The organism is bacterium (assembly GCA_035308905.1).
Lineage (GTDB): Bacteria > Sysuimicrobiota > Sysuimicrobiia > Sysuimicrobiales > Segetimicrobiaceae > DASSJF01.
The window spans coordinates 12,664-34,896 of record DATGFS010000015.1; the positions used below are offsets into that span (position 1 = coordinate 12,664).

Here is a 22,233-nt window from a genome sequence, read left to right on the forward strand (position 1 = left end):
GGCCGGGGGCGCGCCCCACCCTACCCCCACGCCACGAAGCGGCCGCCCGCGGTCGTAAGAATCACCAGGTTCATCGCGATCAAGAACAGGTCGTAGCTCCAGCCGGCCATTGCCTCGCCCCAGAACCCGGTGCGCCACACGAGGCTCTTCCTGTGCACGGCGCCGAGATTGATGAGAATCAGGCCGGCGGCCGCGAGCTGAGTGAGAATCCCGAAGAGGACACCGAGCCCGCCGAGGATCTCTGCGACCCCCAGGAACACCGTGAACGGCCGGCTGAACCCCAGGTCTTTCGCGCGGCGCGCCGGGGCATTGAGCGTGCTCCATCCGCTGTTGACGAAGACGATGGCCACCATCAGCCGGAGCAGCACCAACGCGAGATCGGTGAATTGATGCAGTTGTGGGAACACCCATGGCCTCCTGCACGGAGCCGGTGAATGGGCGGACTTCAGACGCTCGGGTGCGATACGTTCAACAATGAGTCCAGATTCAACGACGAACCGGGACGCGGCAATCCCGCGAACCTTGGTAGGTGCTTGGTCGGGCGCGGCGTTCATCCCTGCAGGGGACGCCGCCTGGAGGGCGCGGACACGCCGGGCCGAACCACGAGGCCGAGAGTAAGCATCGGAGGCGCATCGTGGCGCGATACGTGAAGGTCGCGGCGGCCCAAATGGGCCCGAACAACGAAGGGACGCCCGTCGAGGCGATCGTCGAGCGCATGGCGCGGCTAATGGACGAGGCGGCCGCCGGCGGCGCGACTGTCCTCGCGTTTCCGGAGATGGCGCTGAGCCCCTACTTCCCAAAGCGCATCCGCGAGGACGCCGACCAGTTCTTTTCCCGCGACGTGCCGCCGGCCGCGCTGGCGCCGCTGATCGCGAAGGCCCAAGGAGCCGGCATCGCCTGGTACGTCGGGTTTTGCGAGCGGGACGGCGACCGCCGCTTCAACACCGCCGTCCTCATCGACGAGCGCGGCGGCGTGCGCGGCCGGTATCGCAAGGTTCACCTGCCCGGGACCAACCGCGTCGAGCCCGGTGTCACGGGCCGCGTGCACGAGCCCTACTATTTCGATTCCGGCGACACCGGCTTTCAGGTGTTCGAGACGCCCCACGCGCGCATCGGCATCGCGATCTGTCAGGATCGCCGCTACAGCGAGACGTACCGGTGCCTCGGCCTGGGGGGCGCCGAACTGGTGTTGATCGGCTACAACACCCCGGCCGGGCCGCAGGCGCTCGCGCTCAACGAGCTGGTCATGCGCGCCGGCGCCTACGAAAATCACATGTTTGTCGTCGGCGTGGCCAAGGCCGGGGTTGAAGACGGACTCGAGCTGATCGGCGGCAGCTGCATCATCTCGCCGCTCGGGGACGTGCTGGCGCGGGCGGCCACGAGGGGCGACGAGCTCGTCGCCGCCAATATCGATCTCGATGAGACGCGCGCCGCGCGCGAACGGTGGAACTTCTTCGCCCGCCGGCATCCCGAGTGCTACGCGGCGATTACCGCCCCGGTCGCGGAAGGGTCGCGGGACGAACGCCTCGTGAAGCCGTTACGGCGCTAATTGTTCCGCTGCACGTACGCCGTCCAGACTCTGGTGCAGCCGGCGCGCTCCGCGACTTGACCGACATGGCCGTGACCTTCGGCATACAGCCACGCGATTTTCACGGCGTACGGGGCGGTGACGGCGGATATGATGTACCTCCCATCGGCCGACCTGATCAACTGATTCTTGTCGTCGAGCGCCGCGCCGATGAACTCCTTGGACGCCATATCCCAATAGACCGCGGCGTACTTCTCCGGATGGGCGAGCTCGACGCGAATCGAATCAGACAGGTTATTGGAAATGGCGAGGCATGAGCCGGGATGGACCTGGCCGAACGGCGTGGCGGCGCCGGGCAGCGTAAGCGAGGCCGGCGCGGCGGCCGCGAAGGGAACGGCGCCGAGCAGCGCGGTCATAGCTACCCCGATCAAAATGACTCGTGAACAGTACAGCATCAACCTCACCCCCCGTTCGATGAGTACCATCGGTCAATATCGACCGTGAGTTCGTCCGGGCTCGGATACCGCGCTTCGACGGCGCGAATCGCGCGCTCCACCTCCACCGCCGAGGGCAGCAGTTCGCGGGTGGGGACGCCGAGGTCGTAGGCGGAAGCGCCGCCAAGTTGGAGTACCCGAGTCAGCGGAAGCGTTTCGACGTGCCGGCGGCCCAGTACGCGGCGGTACACGGCTTCGTAGATCGCCGGATCGTAGGGCACCGCCCCTCCCCCCGCCGGCGCGGACAGCGCGAGGGCCCGCGCGGCGCCGACCAGTTCGTTCCACAACGCCCGCAGGACGTGGCTCGGCGCGTCTTCGCGCTCGCGGGCATGCGCGGGTTGGGCCATGCGCCGGTCGCGCTCCGCCTCGACGAACGCCCTCACGTCGCGGGATGGGACCGGAATTACGAACCGGCAGGACGGCGCCGCCAGCACAGCCTCGGCCCGGTCGGCGGCCGGACGTGCCAGCTCGATGAAGCGGCCGCCGACGAGCGGCAGTTCGCCGATCAGCAGATGGGCGGGGTCCGGGTGCGCCGCCTGCCAGACGGCCACGGCGTCCCGCACCCAGAGCCCGGCCGCCTTCCGGATCACGACGTGGGTCACGCCGTCCGCGAGCGGATACCGGCGTCCGGCCGGCGCCGCCTCGAACACCGGACGCGCCACGTCCCACTGCACGGTATAGACGGTTCGACCCGCGCCCGCGGCGAGGCGGGCCAGCTCCCGGATGACGAGGCTCTTGCCGGCGCCCGGCAGGCCCGCGACGAACACGACGCGGGCTTCCGCGGCGAGAGCGCGGAGACGTCCGGCCAGCGCCGGGTCGTCGTGGCTAAGATCGATGCCTAGTCGCTCCAGGCGCCGAGGAGGCGCCGGATCACGAGCAGCTGCCCCAGGTGGTACGACGCGTGCTGCGCGGCGAGCAGCGCCATGTGCACGACGTTGACCTCCGGGTCGTGCTGGAGGGCCCCCAGCACGTCGATCCGGGGATCCATCACAAGATCGCAGAACGCCTGCCGGTCGGCGCGATACGCCTTCACGCTGCGGTCCCACGCCGCGCGCGAGGGCGGCGCGGGGTTCTTCGGCCAGTACTCGTCCGGCCACTTCAACGACGGATGTTGCGGGCCGCGGGTGTAGCCGAGCATGTCCGCCTGAGCGATCCGGATATGCTCGAGCTGCTGCCACGGCGAGTATGGTAAGCCCCTCGGCTTTCGTCCGCGGAGCGGTTCGGGCAGGCGCGCGACGGCCTTGTCGAAGGTAACGTGCGCCCGTCCTCCCTGCAGCATCACGACGAGACGCCGTCTGAGATCCCGATCGTTCGCCACGCGCCTCCCCCTCTCTCCTTTGGAAACCGCCCGCCGGCTTATGGCGCCGGGGTACGATCGACCGGCGCGGATGCCGCGGCCACGACCGGGCCGAGCCCGCGGCTCAGCCCACGTTCGACCGCGATCTGCACCGCGAAGTCCGGAAAACCGGCGAGGCCGAAGCCCTCCGTCTCACGCTGCCAGACGATCCGACCCTGCCGCGCGTCGAACATCTGCATGTTCAGCGCCGCGTCGGCGTTGAACGCCAGAATGTCCTGCCGGAACACCGACACGCGGGTGATCCACCCGAGCATCACCCGATCCGCGTGCAACGCCTGCGCGAGCGTGCCCAGGCGGCTGTAGTTGAGCGCGTCCTGGGCCCGCCAGGCAAGCGATCGCTCCTCGGCGCGCACTTCGCTGCGCGGCAGCACGGTGATCGCGTTTCCGCCCCCGCGCACGAGGAGGCCCGTCAACACGTCGGCCGCGTACGGCCCGGGGTCCGTCACCACCGAGATCGGCAAGGCGCCGGGCGAGTAGAAATCCACCACCGCGATGATCGGCCGGTCCGCCGGCGGGACGGCCGCCGGGGCGGACGCGGCGGGCCGGATGCTCAGCACGCCCGCGAGCGCGAGGCACAGCACTGCCGGCAGCACGGCCGCGACGGATCGCCGCGGATGTCTCGTTCGAGTTCGTTGCGCCACGTTGCGTCCGTCCTTTCGTCCTTCTATTATGCCAGGAGTTCGCGATCCAGGAGGATCACACCGTGTCGAACGGCTGCGTCACCGTCTTCGGTTCCTCAAGGGCGGTACCGGACGATGCCGTGTACCGGGACGCCGTCCGGCTGGGGCGCCTGCTCGCGGAAGCCGGCTACACGCTGTGCACGGGCGGGTACGCGGGCGTGATGGAAGCCGTGAGCCGCGGCGCGGTGGAGGCCGGCGGGCACGCGATCGGCGTCACGGTGGCGTCGTGGGCGGTCCGGCACCGCCCCAACCCGTGGGTCCGCGAAGAAGTCGCGATGCCCGACCTCTTTCAGCGGATCGCGAGGCTCACCGCGACCGACGCGTACGTGGCGATGCCGGGCGGGCTCGGCACTCTCGGCGAAGTGGCGCTGACCTGGAACCTCTTTCAGACCGAATCGATACCGAGGCGTCCCCTGGTGCTGGTGGGCCGGGAATGGCGCGACGCGCTGGACTGTCTGCCCGCCGCCGTCAGGATCGAGCCGCGTGACCTCGAGTTGGTGCGGCTGGTCGGGACGGTCGACGACGTCGTCCCGGCGATCCGGCGCGGGCTACCGCCCGTCCCATGACGCCGGCTTCCACACCGAGCGCGACGCGCCGCGCGGAAACACGGTCATCGCGTCGACGAGGCCGCGGCGCAGCCCATCGTCCCGCACGTAGAACGCCACGCCCTGATCATCGTAGACGAAAATGGTGAAGGTGAAACCGCGCAGCACCCGGCTCGGGGCGTAGCCGAAGGCGGCCTTCACGTCCGCGCGCGTGCTGGCGAAGGTAATCCGGCGACCGGCGGCCCCGTCCACGGCGTAGTCGCCCGCGGCCCCGCACTGCTCGCCGAGATCCGCCCAGACGTCGAGCGCCAGCAGTTCTCCCGCGGGCGTATAGCGCGCGCCGAGACACTGCGGCTCCCACCGCTGGATGACGATTCGCGGATTCGTGGGGTCCAGCAGTTCCACGCTCGGACGCCCGAGAATCGCGACGACTTTGTCCACCGGCGCGGCGAGCGGCACGGCGCCCGCCGCCACCCCCGGCGTCAACGCGCCCTCGGCGTCACCTCGCGCCGCCGCGCCGGCGAGCCACGCCGCGAGCACGAGACCGGCGGCCGCGGCGGTCCGCAGGCGCCGGGCGGGCGCGGCGGTTATACCCACCACCCTTCGGCCCGCGGGATCGTCGCGGGCCGGATCAGCACCTCGGCCGACGAGACCGGCGTCGGAAACATCTTCCACGGGTTGAGCCGCCCTTCCGGATCCAGCGCGTCCTTGACCCGGCGCATCGCGCCGAGATCGTCGTCGGAGTAGATCCACGGCATGTAGTTGTTCTTTTCGAAGCCGATGCCGTGCTCTCCCGAGATCGTCCCGCCGGCGTCCACGCACAGCCGCAGCATCTCTTCACCGGCGCGGATCACCCGTTCGGTCTCGCCGGGAACCCGCGCGTCGAACACGATGATCGGGTGCAGGTTGCCGTCGCCGGCGTGAAAGACGTTCGCCACCGTCAGGCGCTCGCGCCGGGCGATCGCCTGCACCTGCCGCAGCACTTCGGGCAGCCGCGACCGGGGCACCACCGCGTCGTGCAGATAGTAGTTGATCGCGATCCGGCCGAACGTGCCGAAGGCCGCCTTGCGGCCGAGCCAGAGCGCATCCCGCTCGGCGTCCGACTTCGCCGCGCGGACCTCCGCCGCCCCGTGCGCCCGGCAGATCGTCTCGATGATGCCGGCGGCGCGCGTCATCACGGGACGCAGCCCCTCGACTTCGATCAGCAGCACGGCCTCCGCATCGAGTGGATAGCCGGCGTGGACGAACGGCTCGACCGTTTGGATCGTGTTGCGGTCCAACATCTCGAGGGCGACCGGCCCCACGCCCCGGCCGATGATGTCGGTCACGGCCTCGCTCGCGCGGTCGAGGTCGGCGAAGATCGCGAGCAGCGTGGTCACCGCCTCGCGCCGCCGGAGCAGGCGCACCCAGATCCCCGTCACGACCGCGAGCGTCCCCTCGCTGCCGACGAGCAGGCCGGTGAGGTCGAGCCCCGGCGCGTCCGGGGCCGCGCCGCCCGTGTGGATGGACGTGCCGTCGGCCAGGACCGCGTCCAGCGCGAGGACGTGGTTGGTCGTGACGCCGTACGCGATCGTGTGCGGACCGCCGGAGTTGTGACCGACGTTCCCGCCGATGCTGCTCGCGTACTGGCTCGACGGATCGGGCGCGTAGAAGTAGCCGTCGGGGGCGGCGGCGCGGGTGATGTCGAGATTGACGACGCCCGGCTCCACCACGGCCAGGCGATTGTCGAGGTCGATCGCGCGGATCCGGTCGAGCCGCGTCAGCGCCGCCACGATGCCGCCGATGATGGGAAGCGCCCCGCCGGCGATGCCGGTCCCGGCGCCGCGCGCGATCACCGGGGCCCCATGGCGCGCCGCGATGCGGAGGACCGCCGCCACCTCGCCGGCGCCGCCGGGCAGCACGACAAAATCGGGCGGCGATGTCATGTTCGAGGCGTCGTACTCGTAGGCCAGCACGTCCGACGGCGTTTCGAGCACGTATTCCCCGCCGACGGCCTCCGCCAGTTCCGCGACGAGGGCCCCTTTCGCGCCGATTGTGACCCGCGCGGCGGCGAGGTCGTTCACAGCATCGTGAGCCGCAGGCGCGCGTCCCAGCGGTGCCGGATGCGGACGCGGACGCGGCGGCCCCGCGTGACGCGGAACGGACGAATCCAGCGGATCAGGACGTCGGCGCGGGTCCCGACGCGCGGCGACGGGTGGCCGTCCCGCACCTCCTCGTAGCTCCACAGCCGCAGGCTGTTCACAGTTCCGCTCGAGAGCGGCGCGAGCGACACGATCGTGTCGAGGGGCGCGATCGGCTCCTGAAAATCCGTCGTGGCGGCGAGGACCGGGAGCGACATCTCCTCGATGGCGCCTGGATCGCCGAAGATCGCGGCGTAGGTGCCGGGGACGAACTCGAGCGCGGTCCCGGCGCGGTGATCGGCATAGGCGAGCTGCAGCACGTGATGGCCCCGCACCGGAATGACCTCACACCGGGGCGCGCGGCGGCGGATCCGGTTGAGCGCCTGTACCATCGGCCAATCCGTCAGCCAGGACGACCACATCTCGCAGACGACCACGTCCGGCGCTTCCTCGGGCAGCGGTCCCCGAACGAGGTCGGTCCGCACGGGCACGAACTGCGGAAAGCGGCGCGCGAGCCGCCGGAGATACTGGTAGGCATCGCGGTCCGTCTCGATCCCGTAGACGCGCCGCGCCCCGGCCTGCACCGCATACAGCGACATCGGCCCGACGCCGGCGCCGAGGTCGTACACGACGCGCCCGGGCGCCCGGCCGGCGATCGCCGCCCGGTACGTCTCGTTGCGGCGGGCGTCGCTGAGCATCTCCCAATGGAAGCTCATCTCCGCGCCCACGACCGCCCCGTCCCCCTGTGTCACCGGCAAAGGATATTCCTTAAAGCGGCGGCGTGAAGCGGCCGTCGATCGCGGTCCAGCCGCCGTCGACGAACAGCACCGAGCCGGTGATGTACCGCGCCGCGTCGGTGGCCAGGAAGGCAACCGGGCCCGCGATCTCCTCCGGCGACGCCCAGCGGCCGAGCGCGTTCCGGTCCGCGTACGCGCGATACCAGGCCTCGTCCTTCTTGATCTGCCGGGTGAGCGGCGTGTCGACGACGCCCGGGGCGACCGCGTTGACGCGCACCCCCTGCGGGCCGAGCTCCGCGGCCAGCGTCCGGCACAGCTGCACGATCCCGGCCTTGGTCGCGGAATACACGCTCTGGCCGGGCTCGACCTGGACGGCGCGGATCGACGCGAACGCGATGATGCTGCCGCCGCCGCGCTCGGCCATGAGCCGGCCGGCCTCGCGGAGCACGAAGAACGTGCCCTTCAGATTGACGGTGAGGACGCGGTCGAGATCCTCGGCCGTGTACTTGAGGATCGGCTTGCGGGCGTTGACCGCGGGGGTCACCACGCAGACGCCGAGGGCGGCGTGGCGCTCCGCCACACCGGACACGAGGCGGACGACGTCCGCCTCCCGCGACACGTCGACCTGATCGGCTTCCGCCCGGCCGCCCGCGTCCGCGATGAGGCCCGCCGTGGCCTCCGCGCCCGCACGGTTGACGTCCGCGCACACGACCTCGGCGCCGAGCGCCGCCAGCGCCTGCGCGGATGCCTGTCCGATTCCGGACGCGGCGCCGACGACGAGCGCCACCCGCCCGTCGAGGCGGAACATCGAAGCGTAATCCATGCGGTCCCCTCCCTCCCCCTACAGGGACAGGGATTCCAGAGCGGCCGGGACAAATACTTCTTGAGCGCGAGCCGCCATTCCGACGGGCTCGTCGTGAAGGAGCGTGCGCGATGGCGGAGGCGAAGGTCCTGTCGACCGACCTCACCGGGGAGTACATCGAGGCGAGGCCGCGATCCCATGCCCTGTTCGAACGGGCGGGCGGCCTGCTGCCCGGCGGGATCACCCACGAGTCGCGGCAGTTCACGCCGTTCCTTCCCTATATCGTCCGCGCCGAAGGCGCGCGCAAGTGGGACGTCGACGGACATGAGTACCTCGACTACGCGATGGGGCACGGGGCGCTGATCCTCGGCCACGCGCATCCGGCCGTGGTCGAGGCCGTGCGCCGCCAGGTCGGGCTCGGCACGCATTACGGCGCCAACCACGAAGGCGAGCTGAATTGGGCCGAGCGGATCACGCGGCTCGTGCCGGGTGCCGAGATGGTGCGCTTCACGAGCTCGGGCACGGAGGCGACGCTGCTGGCGCTGCGCGTGGCGCGCGCGGCGAGCGGCCGCTCGAAGCTCGTCAAGTTCCGGGGACACTTCCACGGCTGGCACGACGCCGTCGCGCCGGGCCTGCAGCCGCCCTACGACGAGGTCCCGCCGGGCGTCACCGCGGCCGTGGCCAACGACACGATCGTGCTGCCGCCGGACCTCGCGGTCGTCGACGAGACGCTGCGGCACGATCGAGACGTGGCCGCGGTGATCGTGGAGCCGAGCGGCGCGTCGTTCGGCTCGGTGCCGCTGCCGCCCGACTTCCTGCGGGGGTTGGACGAGGTCACCGCGTCGCACGACGTCTTCCTAATCGTCGACGAAGTCATCACCGGGTTCCGCTGGTCGCCGGGCGGAGTCCAGCAGACGGCCGGCATCAGCGGCGATCTTACGACGCTCGCGAAGATCGTCGCGGGCGGCCTCCCGGGCGGCGCGGTGGCCGGGCGGCGGGACCTGCTCGAGCTGATCGCGCTGACCGGCGGATCGCGGCGCAAGCTCCGCCACCCGGGGACGTTCAACGCCAATCCCCTCTCGGCGGCCGCCGGCGTCGCGTGTCTCGACATCGTGCGCGACCCGAGCGTCCAGGAAGGCTGCAGCCGGATGGGTACCGTCCTGCGCCGGGAGATCAACGCGGTCTTCGCCCGCCGGAGCGTGCGGGGGATCGCGTACGGAGACGTGTCGTCGTTCCACCTCGCGTTCGACGCGCGTCTTGCGCCCGGCGATCCGTCCTCGATCGCGGCGTTGACCCCCGAAGACTTGAAGGGACAGCGCGGGACGCCGGCCTACAGCGCGATCGCCCTGGCCATGCTGATCGAGGGGGTGCACATCTTCGGCAGCGGCGGCTTCCTCAGCATCGCCCACGGCGACGCCGAGGTCGGCCGGACGGTCGAGGCGCTCGATCGGGCGATCGGCCGGGTCAGCGATACGCTGCCTACGGCGTGAGCCAGTACGTGCCGAAGGCCTAGCAGCGCCGCCGCCGGCAGGCTCGGCTGCGGACAACCATGAAAGCACGGCCGGCGGCGATGCACGCCGCCCCGGCTCGGGTGACGTGGGACCAGGTCGCCGCGTTTCGCCTGTCCCGTCACCATCTCGCGGAACGAGCGCCTTCACGGGCGCTCGTCTCCGTTCTCGGCGCAATGGCGGGCGCGCAGGCACAGCTCCTCTCGGCGGCGCACCTCGCTCTCTGGGCGAGAGTCCGCGACTTGCGGCTGGAAGACATCCACGCGGCCGCCCGGGCCCGGACGCTCGTCAAGGCGTGGTGCATGCGCCGGACCCTGCACCTCGTACCCTCGGAGGACCTGGCGGTCTTCGTCCGCGGATCCGCGCGGCGCGCCGAGCGCGAGGTGCGGTGGCTTCGTGGACGAGGCGTCGGTGAGCGCGCGATCGAGGAGCTCGTCGGCGCCGCGCTCGACGCGTTGGACCGGCCGCTCAGCGGACCCGAGCTTGTCGGCCGAGTAAGCCGGTCCCTCGGGGTCCCGGTGCGGCCCGTGCGCTGGGGCGGCTGGGGCAGCCGCGCGAAGGTTCCGGGCGTCGCGGTGGGACGAGTTACGCTTCCGGTGCGCTATCTCTTACAGGTTGTGGCCGCACGCGGCGTCGTGTGCTCCGGCCCCAGCCGGGGCACCGAGCCGACCTTCGTGCGTGCCGATGCGTGGGTCCCGCGCTGGCGCGATGTGCCCAGGGACGCGGCGGAGGACGAGCTCCTGCGCCGGTATCTGCGGGCGTTCGGGCCGGCGACGCCCGCCGATTTTGCGCTGTGGACCGGCATGACGCTGTCGGATGCCACCGCGATTTGGAAGCGCCAGGAGACCGGCCTCATTCCGGTGAGCGTCGAGGGCTGGACGGCGGCGATCTTTCGGGACGATCTCCGTCGACTCACGGCGCGGCGATCCGAACCGCTGCCGGTCCGGCTTCTGCCGTACTTCGATTCCTATCTGCTCGGCCACAAGGCCCGGGCGCACCTGGTCGCCCTCCGCCACCACAAGACCGTGTACAGCAAGGCCGGGTGGATCGCCCCGGTCGTGCTCGTCGATGGACGCGTTGCCGGCGTGTGGGCTCACACTCGGGAGCGGAATCGCCTCCGCGTCCGGGTCACCCGGTTTGCGGAGGTCTCAGCGCGCAGCGCGGCCGGAATCCGCGAGGAAGCGGAGAAGCTCGCCCATTTCCTGGGTCATCGCGACGTGCAGGTCCGGATCGGCTGAGACCACGCCTCGGCCGGCCCGCGATCAGTCCGCCGTGACCGCCTGTTCGGACGCCGACGCCGCGAGCGGAAAGCCGTACAGTTCCCTCGCCGTCTCGTAGAAGATGCGCCGGTGGAGGTCGTCGGACATCCGCGGGAACGCGTCCACCGGCGAGTCGAAATCCCAGTGCGCGTAGTCGGAGGCGAACATCAGCGTCCGTTCGGCACGGTTCCACTTGAAGACTTCGAGCAGATCCGCGGGCCGGTCCGGCTCCTCGAGGGGCTGCGACGTGAACCGGACGTGCTCCCATACGAACTCGCTCGGCGGACGCTTGACCCACGGCGTTTGATGGCGCAGGCCCCGCCAGTCGGCGTCGAGCCGCCACAGGAACGGCGCGAGCCAAGAGTAGCCGCCTTCGACGAACACCGCGCGCAGCTTGGGAAACTTCTCAAAGACGCCCTCGACGATGAGACTCGTCAGATGCGTCATGTAGCCGTGCGGACGGACTTGGCGATTTTCGATGTAGTACGAACCGTACCCGGCGACGGAGGGCTGGCCGTTGATGCCGGCGCCTTCGCTGCCGGTGTGGAGCGCGAACGGCAGGCCGAGCGCTTCGCAGATCTCAAAGATCGGATGGTAGTACCGGTTGCCGTAGGGCAGCCGCGCCCCGTTGGCCACGAGCACCTCGACGATGCCCGGATGGCGACCGATCCGGTCGATCTCGTTGACGGCCTGCGGTACGTCCTGGGTCGCGATCAGCATCGCGCCTCGGAGGCGTGAATCCGCCGCGAGCCACTGCTCGATCAGGTAGTCGTTGTAGGCGCGCGCCAGGGCCGCCGCATAGTCCGCGTTCGGGAGCGTGCCGAGCGGCCGCAGCTCCTGACCGAGCAGAATCGCGTATCGCACGTTGAACGGGTCGAGGAGCTGCTCGCGCATCAGGTCGAGATCGGATCCGGGGAAGCCCTCCTTCGGCCAGGAGTCCCCGCGGTAGCCGCGGTCGCCGCCGTTCAGGTAGCCGACAGCGGGGAGGCTGATCCCCCACTCCCGCACGTCTTCCTGATAGGCCCGCGGCAGGTACGGCCACAGCGCCGTCATCTTGCCGTCTTTGAACCGGTTGTGCACGTCGCAGTCGATGATCGGCATCCCCGTCACGGACTCGGCCACAGCGCGTTCCTCCCCTTCTTACGCGTGCAGGACGACCAGGTCACCTTCGGTGGTCACTTCGAACGTCTCGAGCGTAACATCCTCTTCCGCTTCCGCCGCGCCCCGCTCCACGGTCACGTCGTACGTCTTGACGCGCATGCGGTGCGGATTGAAGTACGTCCGGCCGGTCGTGATCTCGAACTCCCAACCGTGCCAAGGACACTGAATGATCTCGTCTTCGCGGCCGTACACGTACTCGTAGGGCCGCCCGGGCAGCGTCGTCCCCTTGATTCTCCCCCGGCACAGCGGCGCTCCCTGATGCGGACAGCGGTTCCGCAGCGCGTAAAACCGTCCCCGGATATTGAACACGCCGATGGAGCGTCCGTCCACCGTGACGATCCGCCGGCTCCCCGGCGGCAGCTCCGACAGCGTGCCCACGACATGTCGCGGCATGACGTAGAAGTTCGCGCGGCGCGGCGTCTCTCCCCGCGCGGCTTCGCCCGGCTATCCGGCTTTGAGGTACCGCTCGAACCAGGCCTGAAGCCGGGTCCACGCGTCCTGGGCTGCCGCGGCGTTGTAGCTCGGGGCGGTATCGTTGAAGAAGGCGTGGGCGGCGTTGGGCTCCACCACCATGTCGTAGACCACCTTCGCCCGGTCGAGCGTGTCGCGCATCGCCGGGATGCCGGCGTCGACGCGCGAGTCGAGCGCGCCGTAGAAGGCGAGCACCGCCGCCCGGATCTTCGGCACGTCCTCGAGCGGCGGGTTCGAGCCGTAGAACGGGATGGCGGCCCGGAGCTCGGGGACCCGGGTGGCGAGCCGCCACGTCACCCCACCGCCAAAGCAGAATCCCACCGCTCCGATCCGGTCCGCCCGAGCGGCCGGCAGCGACGCGAGATACCGCACCCCCGCGGCGGGCATCGCCACCAGCTGTTCCGGCGTGGCCTGACCGAGCAGCGCCGATGCCTGCGCCGGGTCGGCGACCTTGTCCGTGCCGCCGGCGCCCGAGACCAGGTCCGGCGCGAGCGCCGCGTAGCCGATCTTGGCGAGCCGGCGCGCGACATCTTTGGTGTGATCGACTAGGCCGCGGTTCTCGTGGATCACGACGATGCCCGGCGCGCGCACCGAGCCTTTCGGCTGGGCCAGGTAACCGAAGACCGTCTGCGGTCCCGGCGCGGCCCCCGCAAACGAGACCATGCGGGTCTCGAGCGCCGGATCGTCGGGAGCCACGATGGGCGCCGCCGCCAGCACCGGCCGCGGCGCCGGCGAGCCCGCGGCCGCGGTGACCTCGTCGGACGACGCCGCCACGCCGAGCGTGGTCAGCAGCGCCAGAGCACCCGCCGCGCCTCCGCCGAAGATCGCGACGCGCCGAAGGAACTCGCGGCGCCCCAACCGCCCTTCGCGGTACTCCTCCGTCCACTCCTCAAGGATGTAGCGGCCCAGATCCGTCATGGCCCCTCCACTCCCTCCACCGATGCGCCTCTATGCCGTGGATTGTCCCAACCTACCACAGCGATGTGAACAACGCGTCACGGCAGGCCCGTCTTCGCCGTGCGCCGAACGGTTCGGTGACGCGAGATCAACGCACCATACCGGAGGAATCAGTGCGCCCTCGGCTTGTCATCGCCGCCGCGCTCGCGGCCGTCCTCAGCCTGACGATCACCGTCCCCGGGGCCGTGGCCCAGGCGCCCACGGTGATCCGCGTGGGCACCTTGAAGCTCGTCGGCGGCGCGCCGCTGTTCTGGGGCGCCCAGCAGGGATATTTCCGCCAGGAAGGCCTGCAGATCCAGTTTGTGTACTTCGGCGCCGCGGCGCCGGTCGCCACCGCGACCGTCACGGGAGACGTCGACGTCGGCGCGACCGGGATCACCGGTACCCTCTTCAACCTGGCCGCCGGCGGCGGCAAGATCTACCTCGTCGCCGACCGCGGCCAGGAGCGTCCCGGCTATCCGCTCAACGCCGTCGTGGTCACGAAGACGACGTACGCCTCGGGCGTGCGGTCGCTGCGGGACCTGCGCGGGAAACGGATCGGCATCACGACGCTCGGCTCGACGTTCCATTACCAGATCGCGAAGCTCCTCGAGCGCGAGTCCCTGACGCTCCGGGACGTTCAGCTGGTGCCGCTGCGCGAGGTCAATCTCGTCGCTGAGGCGCTGCGCACCGGCCAGATCGACGCGGCGCTGCTCTCCCCGCCGTGGGGCGCGGCCGCGGAGCAGGACGGCTGGGGCAAGATTCTGTTCTACGCGGGCGACCGGATCGTCAATCAGGTGACCGGCGTGTTCTACGGCGCGCGGCTGCACGGCGACCACGCGCTCGGCGACCGGTTCATGCGGGGATACGTGCGCGCGACCCGCGACTACTTCGACGCGTGTCTCCGCCGGCCGCCGCGCGGCGCGTGCGCGCCGATCGTCGCGGTCACCGCGCGGACGATCGACCAGCCGGAAGCGGCCGTCGCGAAGTCGCTGCCGTACATCGATCGAAATGCGCGCCTCTATCTCCTCGATCTCGAGCGGCAGGAGGCCTGGTACGTTCAAAACGGTATGGCCGCCCGCTACGTACCGCTCGACCAATTCGTCGACTCGACCTTCGTGAACGACGCCGTGCGATCGCTCGGGCCGTAGCCCGCGTGCGCCGGCGCGGGCGATGAGGATCCGCTTCGAAGGCACGTCCAAGGAGTACGCCCGCCGGGACGGCGGCGCGCTCGCGGCGCTCGCAGGCATCGACCTCACGGTGGCGAGCGGCGAATTCGTCGCGATCGTCGGCCCGAGCGGCTGCGGGAAATCGACCCTGCTGCTGCTGGCCGCGGGGCTTCTGCCCGCCTCGGCCGGCCGCATCGTCTTCGAGGGAGAGCGCGCCGGACGGCCGCTGACCGCCCTCGTCTTTCAGGAATTCGCGCTGTTCGAGTGGCGCACCGTGCTGCAGAACGTGGCATTCGGCCTGGAGGTGCGGCGCGTGCCCGCCGCGGAGCGCGACCGGCTCGCGCACGAGTACATCCGGCTGGTGGGTCTCGACGGCTTCGAGACGCGGTATCCGTCCGAACTCTCCGGCGGGATGCGGCAGCGGGTCGGGATCGCCCGCGCGCTGTGCGTCGATCCGGCCATTCTCCTGATGGACGAGCCGCTCTCCGCGCTGGACGCGCAGACGCGGCAGCTGATGCAGGATGAGATTCTCGGAATCTGGGAACGCAGCCGGAAGACCGTCCTGTATGTCACGCACAACATCCAGGAGGCGGCGTATCTCGCCGACCGCATCACCGTGCTGTCGCGGCGGCCGGGGCGCATCCGGGCGGTGGTCCCGGTACCGTTCCCACGGCCCCGGCGCGAGACCCTGCTCGCCGACGCGGCCTTCGGCCGGTTCACGCAGGACGTGTGGTCGATGATTCGCGACGAGGCCAGGACCGCGATGCGCGAGGGCGCCTAGGTGGCGGCCGGCGCCCGCGACGTGGCGGCCCGCGGGGCATCCGCGGGCGAGATCATCACCCTCGAGGCCGCGCCCGCGCCGGTTCCCGGCGGCCGGCGGTACCGCGCCCTGCGGGTCGGGGCTATCGTGGCCGTGCTGCTGGTGTGGGAGGCGATAAGCCGGGCCCGCGCCGTGCCGGCCGTGTTCCTGCCGTCGCCCGAGGCCGTGGCCGCGGAGCTCGCGCATCTCGCGTCGACGGGCGACCTCTGGCGGAGCGTCGGCGCCAGCCTGGGCCGGATCGGCGCCGGCTTCGCCCTCGGCGGCGCCGCGGGCCTGATCGTCGGGGTGCTCGTCGGCGTCTCCCGTCGCGCGGAGGCGGTCGCGGACCCGCTCATCGCCGCCGTGTACCCGATCCCGAAGATCGCGCTCCTGCCGCTCCTCATCCTCTGGCTCGGGATCGGCGAGGCGCCGAAGATCGCGCTCATCGCCGTCGGCGCGTTCTTTCCCGTCGCGATCGGAACCGCCACCGCGATCCGCGACGTCGATCCGCTCCTCATCCGGGCGGCGCGGAGCTTCGGGGCGGGCCGCCTGCAGATCATCACGAAGGTGCAGCTGCCGGCCTCGGTGCCGATGGTGTTCGCGAGTCTGCGCCTCGCGGCGGGGATGTCGCTGCTTCTGGTGGTCTCCGCGGAGATGATCGCGGCCACCGCCGGAATCGGGTACCTGATTCTCTACGCCGGGGATCTCATGCAGACGTCGCGGCTCTTGGCGGGGATCGTCGTGCTGTCGGTGCTCGGCCTCCTGTCCACGGCCGGGCTCGCGACGCTGGAGCGGCGGCTGTTCCGCGGCCGCGCGCGCGGATAGGCCGCGCCTTAGTCGAGGACGACCGCGGAAAACCCGACGAGCCCGCCCGCCGGATCGACGCCCTGGTCGTATCCCAGTACGCGCCCCGTGACGGGCGCGAGGAGCCGCAGCACGGTGTAGATCGCGCCCAACCCGCAGACGTGGCGGCGATTGCCGTCGGCGGTGACGGTCCGCCACCACCCTTCCGCGTCGCCGGCCTCCACATGGCGAAGCGCCGCGCGATCGGCGCCGGACGCGCGCCGCCCGAGCGCGGGCCCGACCGCCTCCTCATCGCCGAAGCGCGGCCCCACGTGGCTGAGATCCACGCCGCCGACCACACAGATAGGGCGCTTCGCGGCGGCGATCGCCTCGCGGAGCGCGCCGATGAACGCTTCGATCGCCGGGACGGCCGCGGGCGTGCCGTTCGCCGTGTGTGCGTCGAGCGGGCCGGTCAGCACCGGCAGCACCGTGAAGGGACGCCCGCGCAGCATGTGCGCGAGCCACAACACTTGAAACTCGACCGAGTGCTCCCCGCGGTGGACCGGCTCCTCTTCGAGCGGATCGAACGGGGCGCGCGTCGCGACGGCCTCCAGCAGCGCGCGGTCCACCTCGACGACCCCGAAGGGGGTCTCGTAGCCTTTCGCCGTCAGCACGTACGGCGCGGCCGAGCCCGCGTGCGCGACGCCGACGACCACGACGCAGACCCCCGCGGGAAGGCCGGCCAGCGCGGCATAGGCGCGGCCGTACATCGGGCCGCCGCGCGCGAAGTCGATGTGGGGCGCGAGGATGCCGCGCGGGGCGGCGGCGGGAGCAGAACCGTTGGCGGGGGGGCGCGCGCCGGCGAGGTAGCGCTCGAGCGCCGCCGCGCACGCCGCCGGGTCCGACGGATAGGCGGTGCCCGCGTGCGCCATCGGCCGGTGCGGCGCCGCCCGGTACGCGTCGGCGACGGCGCGCCGGCGGTCCGCGAGCACCGGACTGTCGAGCAGCCCGTGCGCGTCGAGATCCCGAACAATGCGGTCGAGCTCGGCGGACGGAAGCGGCAGACCGCCGGAGAGCCGCGTGTATTCGGCCTGGACCGCGCCGGCGTCCCGCAGGCCGTCCAGCAGCAGCGCGATCAGCATGATCGGCAGCGGCAGCAGCACGGGACCGTCGAGCAGGTCTTCGTAGTCGCGCGCGCACACGACCCGTTCGCCGTTCCACTCGGTCCTGATGAAGTCGAGCGCGCGGAGCCGCGGGAGCGGCCTCCGCTCACCGCCGGTCCCGCCGCGGGCGGCACCCTTCCCGTGGGACGTCTCGTCGCGCCGGGTCATGCTGTGATTGCCGCTTGGCCGGCCAATCCGCCTGCAGGCGGCCGGCCGGAGGAACGCGCCGCGGCCGCCCCGTATCTAGCGGTGCCATGGACGGACGCCTCGGCGGCAAGGTTGCGTTGGTCACGGGCGGCGGCACCGGCATCGGGCGCGCGACGGCGCTGGCCCTCGCGGCCGAGGGCGCCGCGGTCGCGGTGAACTACAGCCGGTCGCGCGGGGACGCCGAGGAGACGGCCTCCGAGATCAACTCGCGGGGCGGCCGGGCGATCACCGCGGCCTGCGACATCTCGGACGAGCGCGGCGTCGACGCGATGATCGCGCGGGTCACCGCCGAGCTCGGCCGTCTTGACGTGCTCGTCAACAACGCGGGCACGACCAAGTTCATCGACCACCGCAACCTCGAGGCGCTGACCGGGGACGTCTGGGACCGCATTCTCGCCGTGAACGTCAAAGGCACGTTCTTCTGCTCGCGCGCGGCGGCGCGCGCCATGACCGGCGGCGGCCGTATCATCAACATCGGGTCCGTCGCCGGAGTCCGGGGCAACGGCAGTTCGATCGCCTACGCCGCGAGCAAGGGCGCGATTCACACCATGACCCTGTCGCTCGCCCGCGCGCTTGCGCCGTCGATCACGGTGAACGCGATCGCGCCCGGGCTCATCGAGACCCGCTGGCATGGAGGACACGAGGCCGAGAACGCCGCCCGGGCGGCGAGGTTTCCCGTACAGCGGATCGGCCGCCCCGAGGACATCGCCCATATGGCCGTCGCGTTCGCGACGGCGGACAACTTCCTGACCGGCCAAATCATTGTCGTCGACGGCGGGGCGCTGCTCTAAAAGCAGGCGGGCCGCCCGGCGGGTGCACAGCCGCCGCCGGGCGAAGCGAACAGGTGTTTGCGTGGCGCCGGGTTCTATGCTATAATCCGTCCGCTCATTATCCGTGCCGGCGATCCGAAGCGAGGGAGGCAGCGCGTGGGCCGAGTCCTGACGAAACGCCAGCGCGAGATTCTCGGGTATCTGCTCGACAGCATGCAGCGCAAGGGCTACCCGCCGTCGGTGCGCGAGATCGGCGCGGCCCTTGGGTTGACGAGCAGCTCGACCGTGCACAGCCACCTCGCCGCGCTGGAGAAGAAGGGCTACATCCGGCGCGACCCCAGCAAGCCCCGGGCGATCGAGATCCTGAAGGACAGCGCGAGCCAGCCGCCCAAGCGCATGGTCAACGTGCCGGTCGTCGGGCGGATCGCCGCGGGTGCGCCGCTCCTGGCCGAGGAAAACATCGAGGACATCTTCCCCCTGCCCCGCGACTTCGTCCGCGAGGACGGCGCCTTCATTCTGCGCGTCCGCGGCGACAGCATGATCGAAGCGGGGATCTACGACGGCGACTTCATCGTCATCCGCCCGCAGGCGACCGCCTCGAACGGCGAAATCGTCGCGGCGCTCCTCGGCGAGGAGGCCACGGTCAAGCGCTTCTTCAAGGAACGGGACCACATCCGGCTGCAGCCCGAGAACAGCACGATGTCGCCCATCATCACGCGGGACGTGACGATCATCGGGAAAGCGGTCGCCCTGATCCGCCGGCTCTCCTAGCGCCGGCCGGCTCACGGCCGGCCGCCGTGTCATCGAAGTCGACCGCATCCCGACGGCATTCCCGGGGGCCGCCTCCTGCGAGGCGGCCCCCGCCGTCTTGGGGTCGACAACCACCGCGCCGGACATCAGTGTGCCGTCCGCGCCGGGCGTCCGTCGACGTACGGCCGGAACGGTCCGAGGCCCGCGGTGGGGATCTCCGCTTCCACCACGATGCCGGCTTCGCCGTCTTCGCGCCGCACAACCCGTCCGGCCGTGTAGAGGCGCGAAAGGACCGCGAGGCGGTGGTACGGGATGACGAGCCGCACCCGCTCCACCGGTCCGGGCAGCGCGGCTCCGATCCGGCGCAGCAGATTCGCGAGGCCGACGCCGCGGACGGCGGAGACCGGCACTCCGTCGGGCTCCTCGGCCGTCACGTCGCGCAGCGCCTCGGGGGACAGCAGGTCGGCTTTGTTGAGGACGGTCACGCGCGGAGTGCCGGACGCGCCCAATTCGCGCAGCACCTGCTCCACGGCCTCGCGCTGCGCGGTCCAGCGCGGGTGGCCCGCGTCGATCACGTGGATCAGGAGGTCCGCCTCCGTCACCTCCTCGAGGGTGGCGCGAAACGCCGCGACGAGATCGTGCGGCAGCTTCTGGATGAAGCCGACCGTGTCGACAAGCAGCAGCGGGCGGCGATTCGGCAGGACGACCCGCCGGGTCGTCGGATCGAGCGTCGCAAACAGCTTGTCGGCGGTCAGCACATGCGCGCGGGTCAGCGCGTTGAGCAGCGTGGACTTGCCCGCGTTCGTGTAGCCGACGAGGACCGCCACCGGCAGGGCCGCGTCTTTCCGCGACTGCCGCTCGCGCTGCCGGTGCCGCTGCAGCGCGTTGATCTCCCGGCCCAGCGCGGTGATCCGCGTCCGAATACGCCGCCTGTCGACCTCCAGCTTGGTCTCGCCGGGGCCCCGCGTGCCGATCCCGCCGCCGAGCCGGGACAGCAGCACGCCCCGTCCGGCCAGCCGGGGCAGCAGGTAGGTCATCTGCGCCAGTTCGACCTGCAGGCGGCCTTCCCGCGTGCGCGCCCGCTGGGCGAAAATGTCGAGGACGAGCGCCGTACGGTCCAGCACCTTGGTGTCGAGCGCCCGCTCTAGATTTCGCTGCTGCGCGGGCGTGAGCTCGTGGTTGAAGATGACCACGTCCGCGCCGGCGGAGCGCACCCTGGAGCGGATTTCTTCCACTTTGCCGGCGCCGACCGCGGTCGCGGGATCGGGACGCGTGCGGTGCTGCACGACGATGCCGGCCACCGCGGCTCCCGCGGTGTCGGCGAGCCGGGCGAGTTCTTGGAGGGTCTCCTCGCCCGCGTCCTCCCGGGCCCCGATCATGCCGACGAGCAGCGCGCGCTCCGGGCCGCTGCGCGGCAGCCCGTCGGTGAGCGGACGGTCGCTCTCCTCGGAGGTCCCGGCGGCGAGGCCGCGGCGGAGCTTATGACCGAGCGGTGTGCCGGTGGTGCGCATCTTGGATTATCGCGGGGACGCGGCCCGCAGATGGTCGCCGATGCGGCGAACCGCCTCTTCGAACCGCGCGTCCGGCGCGGTCAGCGAAATGCGGACGTACCCCTCGCCGTGCGCGCCGTAGCCGTTGCCGGGGGTGACGATCACGCCGGTGTGCTCGAGCAGATCCGTCGTGAAGGACACGGACGTGTGGCCGCGCGGCACCGGAATCCACAGGTAGAAGGTCGCCCGCGGACTCGGCACATCCAGCCCGATCTCCCGCAGTCCGCGCACGACCGTATCGCGCCGCCGCTGCCAGATCGCCACCCGCTCCCGCGTCGGCGCGTCCGGCCCGGTCAGGCCGGCGACCGCGGCGTCCTGGATCGCCACCCACTGCCCGCTGTCGATGTTGGTCTTGAGGGTGGCGAGTGCCTGGACCGCCTCCTTGTTGCCGACGACGAACCCGATCCGCCACCCCGTCATGCAGAACGTCTTGCTGAGCGAATGAAACTCGATCGCGACGTCCTTGGCGCCGGGCGCCTCGAGGAAGCTCGGCGGCCGGTAGCCGTCGTAGGCGATCTCGGAGTACGTGTTGTCGTGGACGACGAGGATGTTCCAGCGCCGCGCCAGCTCCACGACGCGCGTGAAGAAGGCGAGGTCGGTCGTCGCCCCCGTCGGGTTGTTGGGATAGTTCAGAAAAAACACGCGGGCGCGCCGCAGCACGTCCTCGGGGATGATGGAGAGGTCCGGCACCCACCCCTGCTCCCGCGTCATCACCACGGGGTAGACCTCGCCGTCGGCCATGAGGGTCGCGACGCTGTAGACGGGATACCCCGGGTCGCTCACGAGCGCCACGTCGCCGGGATTGACGAACACCCACGGCACGTGGGCGAGCCCCTCTTTGGAGCCGATGAGCGCCAGCACCTCGCTGCCGGGGTCGAGGGCCACCCCAAACCGGCGCGCGTACCAGCCGGCGACGGCCTCGCGGAACTCCTTCGTTCCCTCGTAGGGCGGGTAGACGTGCGTGCGGGGATCCCGGGCGGCGCGCGTCAGCGCGTCGACGATGTGGTCGGGCGTCGGGAGGTCCGGATCGCCGATGGAGATGTTGATGACGTCGACCCCGCGCGCCCGCAGCGCGGCGCGCTTCTTGTCGATGTCGGCAAACAAATACGGCGGAATCCGTTCCATCCGGCGCGCTACGCGCATCAGGCACCTCCGTTCGCTGCTGCCGCCATCATATCACGGAGTACGGCCACGTCTCTCGGGCGGCGAGCGGCTCGAGAACCCTTGACGCCACGCGCTCGGCCGGCTGATCGTCCACATCGATCCAGCGGTATCGCGGGTCGGCGCGAAACCACGTCAACTGCCGCTTCGCGTAGCGGTGCGTATCGCGGCGCAACTGCGCGACGGCGGTGTCCAGGGTGACCTCGCCTTCGAGGTGGGCGGCGATCTCTTTGTACCCGAGGCCCTGCATGGACGGCAGCGCGCGATGGCATCCGCTTTGCAG

General features: G+C 71.0%; 25 protein-coding genes. 9 read left to right on the plus strand and 16 right to left on the minus strand.

The genetic code is table 11. The features are described from left to right. Positions 1-20 precede the first annotated feature (20 nt). Positions 21-407: a DoxX family protein gene (locus VKT83_04610; protein HLY21731.1), complete on the minus strand. Its 387-nt coding sequence runs from the start codon at positions 405-407 to the stop codon at positions 21-23. Between the two features lie 227 nt (positions 408-634). Here VKT83_04610 and VKT83_04615 point away from each other — a divergent pair, with 227 nt between their 5' ends. Continuing rightward, positions 635-1,549, plus strand: a complete 915-nt coding sequence (locus VKT83_04615; protein HLY21732.1) for a nitrilase-related carbon-nitrogen hydrolase — start codon at positions 635-637, stop codon at positions 1,547-1,549. Here the strand turns inward: VKT83_04615 and VKT83_04620 are convergent. The 4 genes from VKT83_04620 to VKT83_04635 form a co-directional block, all read right to left on the minus strand. After that, on the minus strand, positions 1,546-1,944 hold the full coding sequence (locus VKT83_04620; protein ID HLY21733.1) for a hypothetical protein: 399 nt from the start codon (positions 1,942-1,944) through the stop codon (positions 1,546-1,548). The two genes, VKT83_04615 and VKT83_04620, sit on opposite strands and share 4 nt — an antisense overlap. A 44-nt stretch (positions 1,945-1,988) precedes the next feature. After that, positions 1,989-2,789 carry a hypothetical protein gene (locus tag VKT83_04625; protein ID HLY21734.1) on the minus strand — a complete coding sequence of 267 codons (801 nt, stop codon included), beginning with the start codon at positions 2,787-2,789 and terminating at the stop codon, positions 1,989-1,991. Positions 2,790-2,860: 71 nt separating this feature from the next. Continuing rightward, positions 2,861-3,340 carry a DinB family protein gene (locus VKT83_04630; GenBank protein ID HLY21735.1) on the minus strand — a complete coding sequence of 160 codons (480 nt, stop codon included), beginning with the start codon at positions 3,338-3,340 and terminating at the stop codon, positions 2,861-2,863. Positions 3,341-3,378: 38 nt separating this feature from the next. After that, positions 3,379-4,020 (minus strand): hypothetical protein, encoded by a 642-nt coding sequence (locus VKT83_04635; GenBank protein ID HLY21736.1) that lies wholly within the window; start codon positions 4,018-4,020, stop codon positions 3,379-3,381. Positions 4,021-4,082: 62 nt separating this feature from the next. Between VKT83_04635 and VKT83_04640 the strand changes: the two genes are divergently transcribed. After that, positions 4,083-4,625 carry an LOG family protein gene (locus tag VKT83_04640; GenBank protein HLY21737.1) on the plus strand — a complete coding sequence of 181 codons (543 nt, stop codon included), beginning with the start codon at positions 4,083-4,085 and terminating at the stop codon, positions 4,623-4,625. Here the strand turns inward: VKT83_04640 and VKT83_04645 are convergent. Genes VKT83_04645 through VKT83_04660 form a run of 4 tightly spaced genes read right to left on the minus strand, consistent with a single transcriptional unit; the run spans position 4,608 to position 8,284 of the window. Continuing rightward, positions 4,608-5,201 carry a hypothetical protein gene (locus tag VKT83_04645; GenBank protein HLY21738.1) on the minus strand — a complete coding sequence of 198 codons (594 nt, stop codon included), beginning with the start codon at positions 5,199-5,201 and terminating at the stop codon, positions 4,608-4,610. The two genes, VKT83_04640 and VKT83_04645, sit on opposite strands and share 18 nt — an antisense overlap. Further along, the gene (locus tag VKT83_04650; GenBank protein ID HLY21739.1) at positions 5,192-6,667 is read right to left on the minus strand and encodes an FAD-linked oxidase C-terminal domain-containing protein; all 1,476 of its coding nucleotides are present in this window, start codon (positions 6,665-6,667) and stop codon (positions 5,192-5,194) included. The genes VKT83_04645 and VKT83_04650 overlap by 10 nt, the downstream gene beginning before the upstream one ends. Next, a complete protein-coding gene (locus VKT83_04655; protein HLY21740.1) occupies positions 6,664-7,476 on the minus strand; it encodes a methyltransferase domain-containing protein in 813 nt (270 codons plus the stop codon). Before VKT83_04655 ends, VKT83_04650 begins: the two co-directional genes overlap by 4 nt. A gap of 16 nt (positions 7,477-7,492) precedes the next feature. Continuing rightward, entirely contained in the window at positions 7,493-8,284 is a 792-nt protein-coding gene (locus VKT83_04660; protein HLY21741.1) for an SDR family NAD(P)-dependent oxidoreductase, read from the minus strand. A 110-nt stretch (positions 8,285-8,394) separates the two neighbouring features. Here VKT83_04660 and VKT83_04665 point away from each other — a divergent pair, with 110 nt between their 5' ends. Together VKT83_04665 and VKT83_04670 are read left to right on the plus strand one after the other, a co-directional pair. Then, the gene (locus tag VKT83_04665; protein ID HLY21742.1) at positions 8,395-9,753 is read left to right on the plus strand and encodes an aminotransferase class III-fold pyridoxal phosphate-dependent enzyme; all 1,359 of its coding nucleotides are present in this window, start codon (positions 8,395-8,397) and stop codon (positions 9,751-9,753) included. A gap of 59 nt (positions 9,754-9,812) precedes the next feature. Next, positions 9,813-11,009, plus strand: a complete 1,197-nt coding sequence (locus VKT83_04670) for a winged helix DNA-binding domain-containing protein (protein HLY21743.1) — start codon at positions 9,813-9,815, stop codon at positions 11,007-11,009. A gap of 24 nt (positions 11,010-11,033) precedes the next feature. Here the strand turns inward: VKT83_04670 and VKT83_04675 are convergent, their stop codons facing one another. The 3 genes from VKT83_04675 to VKT83_04685 are packed head-to-tail and all read right to left on the minus strand — an operon-like array spanning position 11,034 to position 13,580. Then, the gene (locus tag VKT83_04675; protein ID HLY21744.1) at positions 11,034-12,152 is read right to left on the minus strand and encodes an amidohydrolase family protein; all 1,119 of its coding nucleotides are present in this window, start codon (positions 12,150-12,152) and stop codon (positions 11,034-11,036) included. Positions 12,153-12,170: 18 nt separating this feature from the next. Next, positions 12,171-12,584: a Rieske (2Fe-2S) protein gene (locus VKT83_04680; protein HLY21745.1), complete on the minus strand. Its 414-nt coding sequence runs from the start codon at positions 12,582-12,584 to the stop codon at positions 12,171-12,173. A gap of 51 nt (positions 12,585-12,635) precedes the next feature. Beyond that, positions 12,636-13,580, minus strand: coding sequence for a dienelactone hydrolase family protein (locus VKT83_04685; GenBank protein ID HLY21746.1), 945 nt, complete (start codon positions 13,578-13,580; stop codon positions 12,636-12,638). Positions 13,581-13,732: 152 nt separating this feature from the next. Between VKT83_04685 and VKT83_04690 the strand changes: the two genes are divergently transcribed. Genes VKT83_04690 through VKT83_04700 form a run of 3 tightly spaced genes read left to right on the plus strand, consistent with a single transcriptional unit; the run spans position 13,733 to position 16,391 of the window. Next, on the plus strand, positions 13,733-14,749 hold the full coding sequence (locus VKT83_04690) for an ABC transporter substrate-binding protein (protein ID HLY21747.1): 1,017 nt from the start codon (positions 13,733-13,735) through the stop codon (positions 14,747-14,749). A 22-nt stretch (positions 14,750-14,771) separates the two neighbouring features. Continuing rightward, on the plus strand, positions 14,772-15,548 hold the full coding sequence (locus VKT83_04695; protein ID HLY21748.1) for an ABC transporter ATP-binding protein: 777 nt from the start codon (positions 14,772-14,774) through the stop codon (positions 15,546-15,548). After that, on the plus strand, positions 15,549-16,391 hold the full coding sequence (locus VKT83_04700) for an ABC transporter permease (GenBank protein HLY21749.1): 843 nt from the start codon (positions 15,549-15,551) through the stop codon (positions 16,389-16,391). Between the two features lie 8 nt (positions 16,392-16,399). On the opposite strand, the gene amrB is transcribed toward VKT83_04700, so the two are convergent. After that, entirely contained in the window at positions 16,400-17,680 is a 1,281-nt protein-coding gene (gene amrB / locus VKT83_04705) for an AmmeMemoRadiSam system protein B (GenBank protein HLY21750.1), read from the minus strand. A gap of 86 nt (positions 17,681-17,766) precedes the next feature. On the opposite strand from amrB, the gene VKT83_04710 reads away from it, so the two are divergent. Both VKT83_04710 and lexA read left to right on the plus strand, forming a co-directional pair. Then, entirely contained in the window at positions 17,767-18,510 is a 744-nt protein-coding gene (locus VKT83_04710) for an SDR family oxidoreductase (protein ID HLY21751.1), read from the plus strand. 135 nt (positions 18,511-18,645) lie between these two features. Further along, on the plus strand, positions 18,646-19,260 hold the full coding sequence (lexA, locus tag VKT83_04715) for a transcriptional repressor LexA (protein ID HLY21752.1): 615 nt from the start codon (positions 18,646-18,648) through the stop codon (positions 19,258-19,260). A 125-nt stretch (positions 19,261-19,385) separates the two neighbouring features. On the opposite strand, the gene hflX is transcribed toward lexA, so the two are convergent. From hflX to VKT83_04730, 3 genes are all read right to left on the minus strand, one after another. Beyond that, positions 19,386-20,750: a GTPase HflX gene (gene hflX, locus VKT83_04720; protein ID HLY21753.1), complete on the minus strand. Its 1,365-nt coding sequence runs from the start codon at positions 20,748-20,750 to the stop codon at positions 19,386-19,388. Between the two features lie 6 nt (positions 20,751-20,756). Next, positions 20,757-21,932 carry an LL-diaminopimelate aminotransferase gene (locus VKT83_04725; protein HLY21754.1) on the minus strand — a complete coding sequence of 392 codons (1,176 nt, stop codon included), beginning with the start codon at positions 21,930-21,932 and terminating at the stop codon, positions 20,757-20,759. Positions 21,933-21,960: 28 nt separating this feature from the next. Then, positions 21,961-22,233, minus strand: a 273-nt coding sequence (locus VKT83_04730; protein HLY21755.1) for a tRNA dimethylallyltransferase, incomplete at its 5' end; no start/stop codon positions are given.

Bases quoted from the DNA above. Each gene is read 5' to 3' on its own strand.
- VKT83_04710 (HLY21751.1), top strand. From the start codon at position 17,767: ATGGACGGACGCCTCGGCGGCAAGGTTGCGTTGGTCACGGGCGGCGGC.
- hflX (HLY21753.1), bottom strand. From the start codon at position 20,750: ATGCGCACCACCGGCACACCGCTCGGTCATAAGCTCCGCCGCGGCCTC.
- VKT83_04670 (HLY21743.1), top strand. From the start codon at position 9,813: ATGAAAGCACGGCCGGCGGCGATGCACGCCGCCCCGGCTCGGGTGACG.
- VKT83_04680 (HLY21745.1), bottom strand. From the start codon at position 12,584: ATGCCGCGACATGTCGTGGGCACGCTGTCGGAGCTGCCGCCGGGGAGC.
- VKT83_04725 (HLY21754.1), bottom strand. From the start codon at position 21,932: ATGCGCGTAGCGCGCCGGATGGAACGGATTCCGCCGTATTTGTTTGCC.
- VKT83_04665 (HLY21742.1), top strand. From the start codon at position 8,395: ATGGCGGAGGCGAAGGTCCTGTCGACCGACCTCACCGGGGAGTACATC.
- VKT83_04660 (HLY21741.1), bottom strand. From the start codon at position 8,284: ATGGATTACGCTTCGATGTTCCGCCTCGACGGGCGGGTGGCGCTCGTC.
- VKT83_04620 (HLY21733.1), bottom strand. From the start codon at position 1,944: ATGACCGCGCTGCTCGGCGCCGTTCCCTTCGCGGCCGCCGCGCCGGCC.
- amrB (HLY21750.1), bottom strand. From the start codon at position 17,680: ATGACCCGGCGCGACGAGACGTCCCACGGGAAGGGTGCCGCCCGCGGC.
- VKT83_04685 (HLY21746.1), bottom strand. From the start codon at position 13,580: ATGACGGATCTGGGCCGCTACATCCTTGAGGAGTGGACGGAGGAGTAC.
- VKT83_04695 (HLY21748.1), top strand. From the start codon at position 14,772: ATGAGGATCCGCTTCGAAGGCACGTCCAAGGAGTACGCCCGCCGGGAC.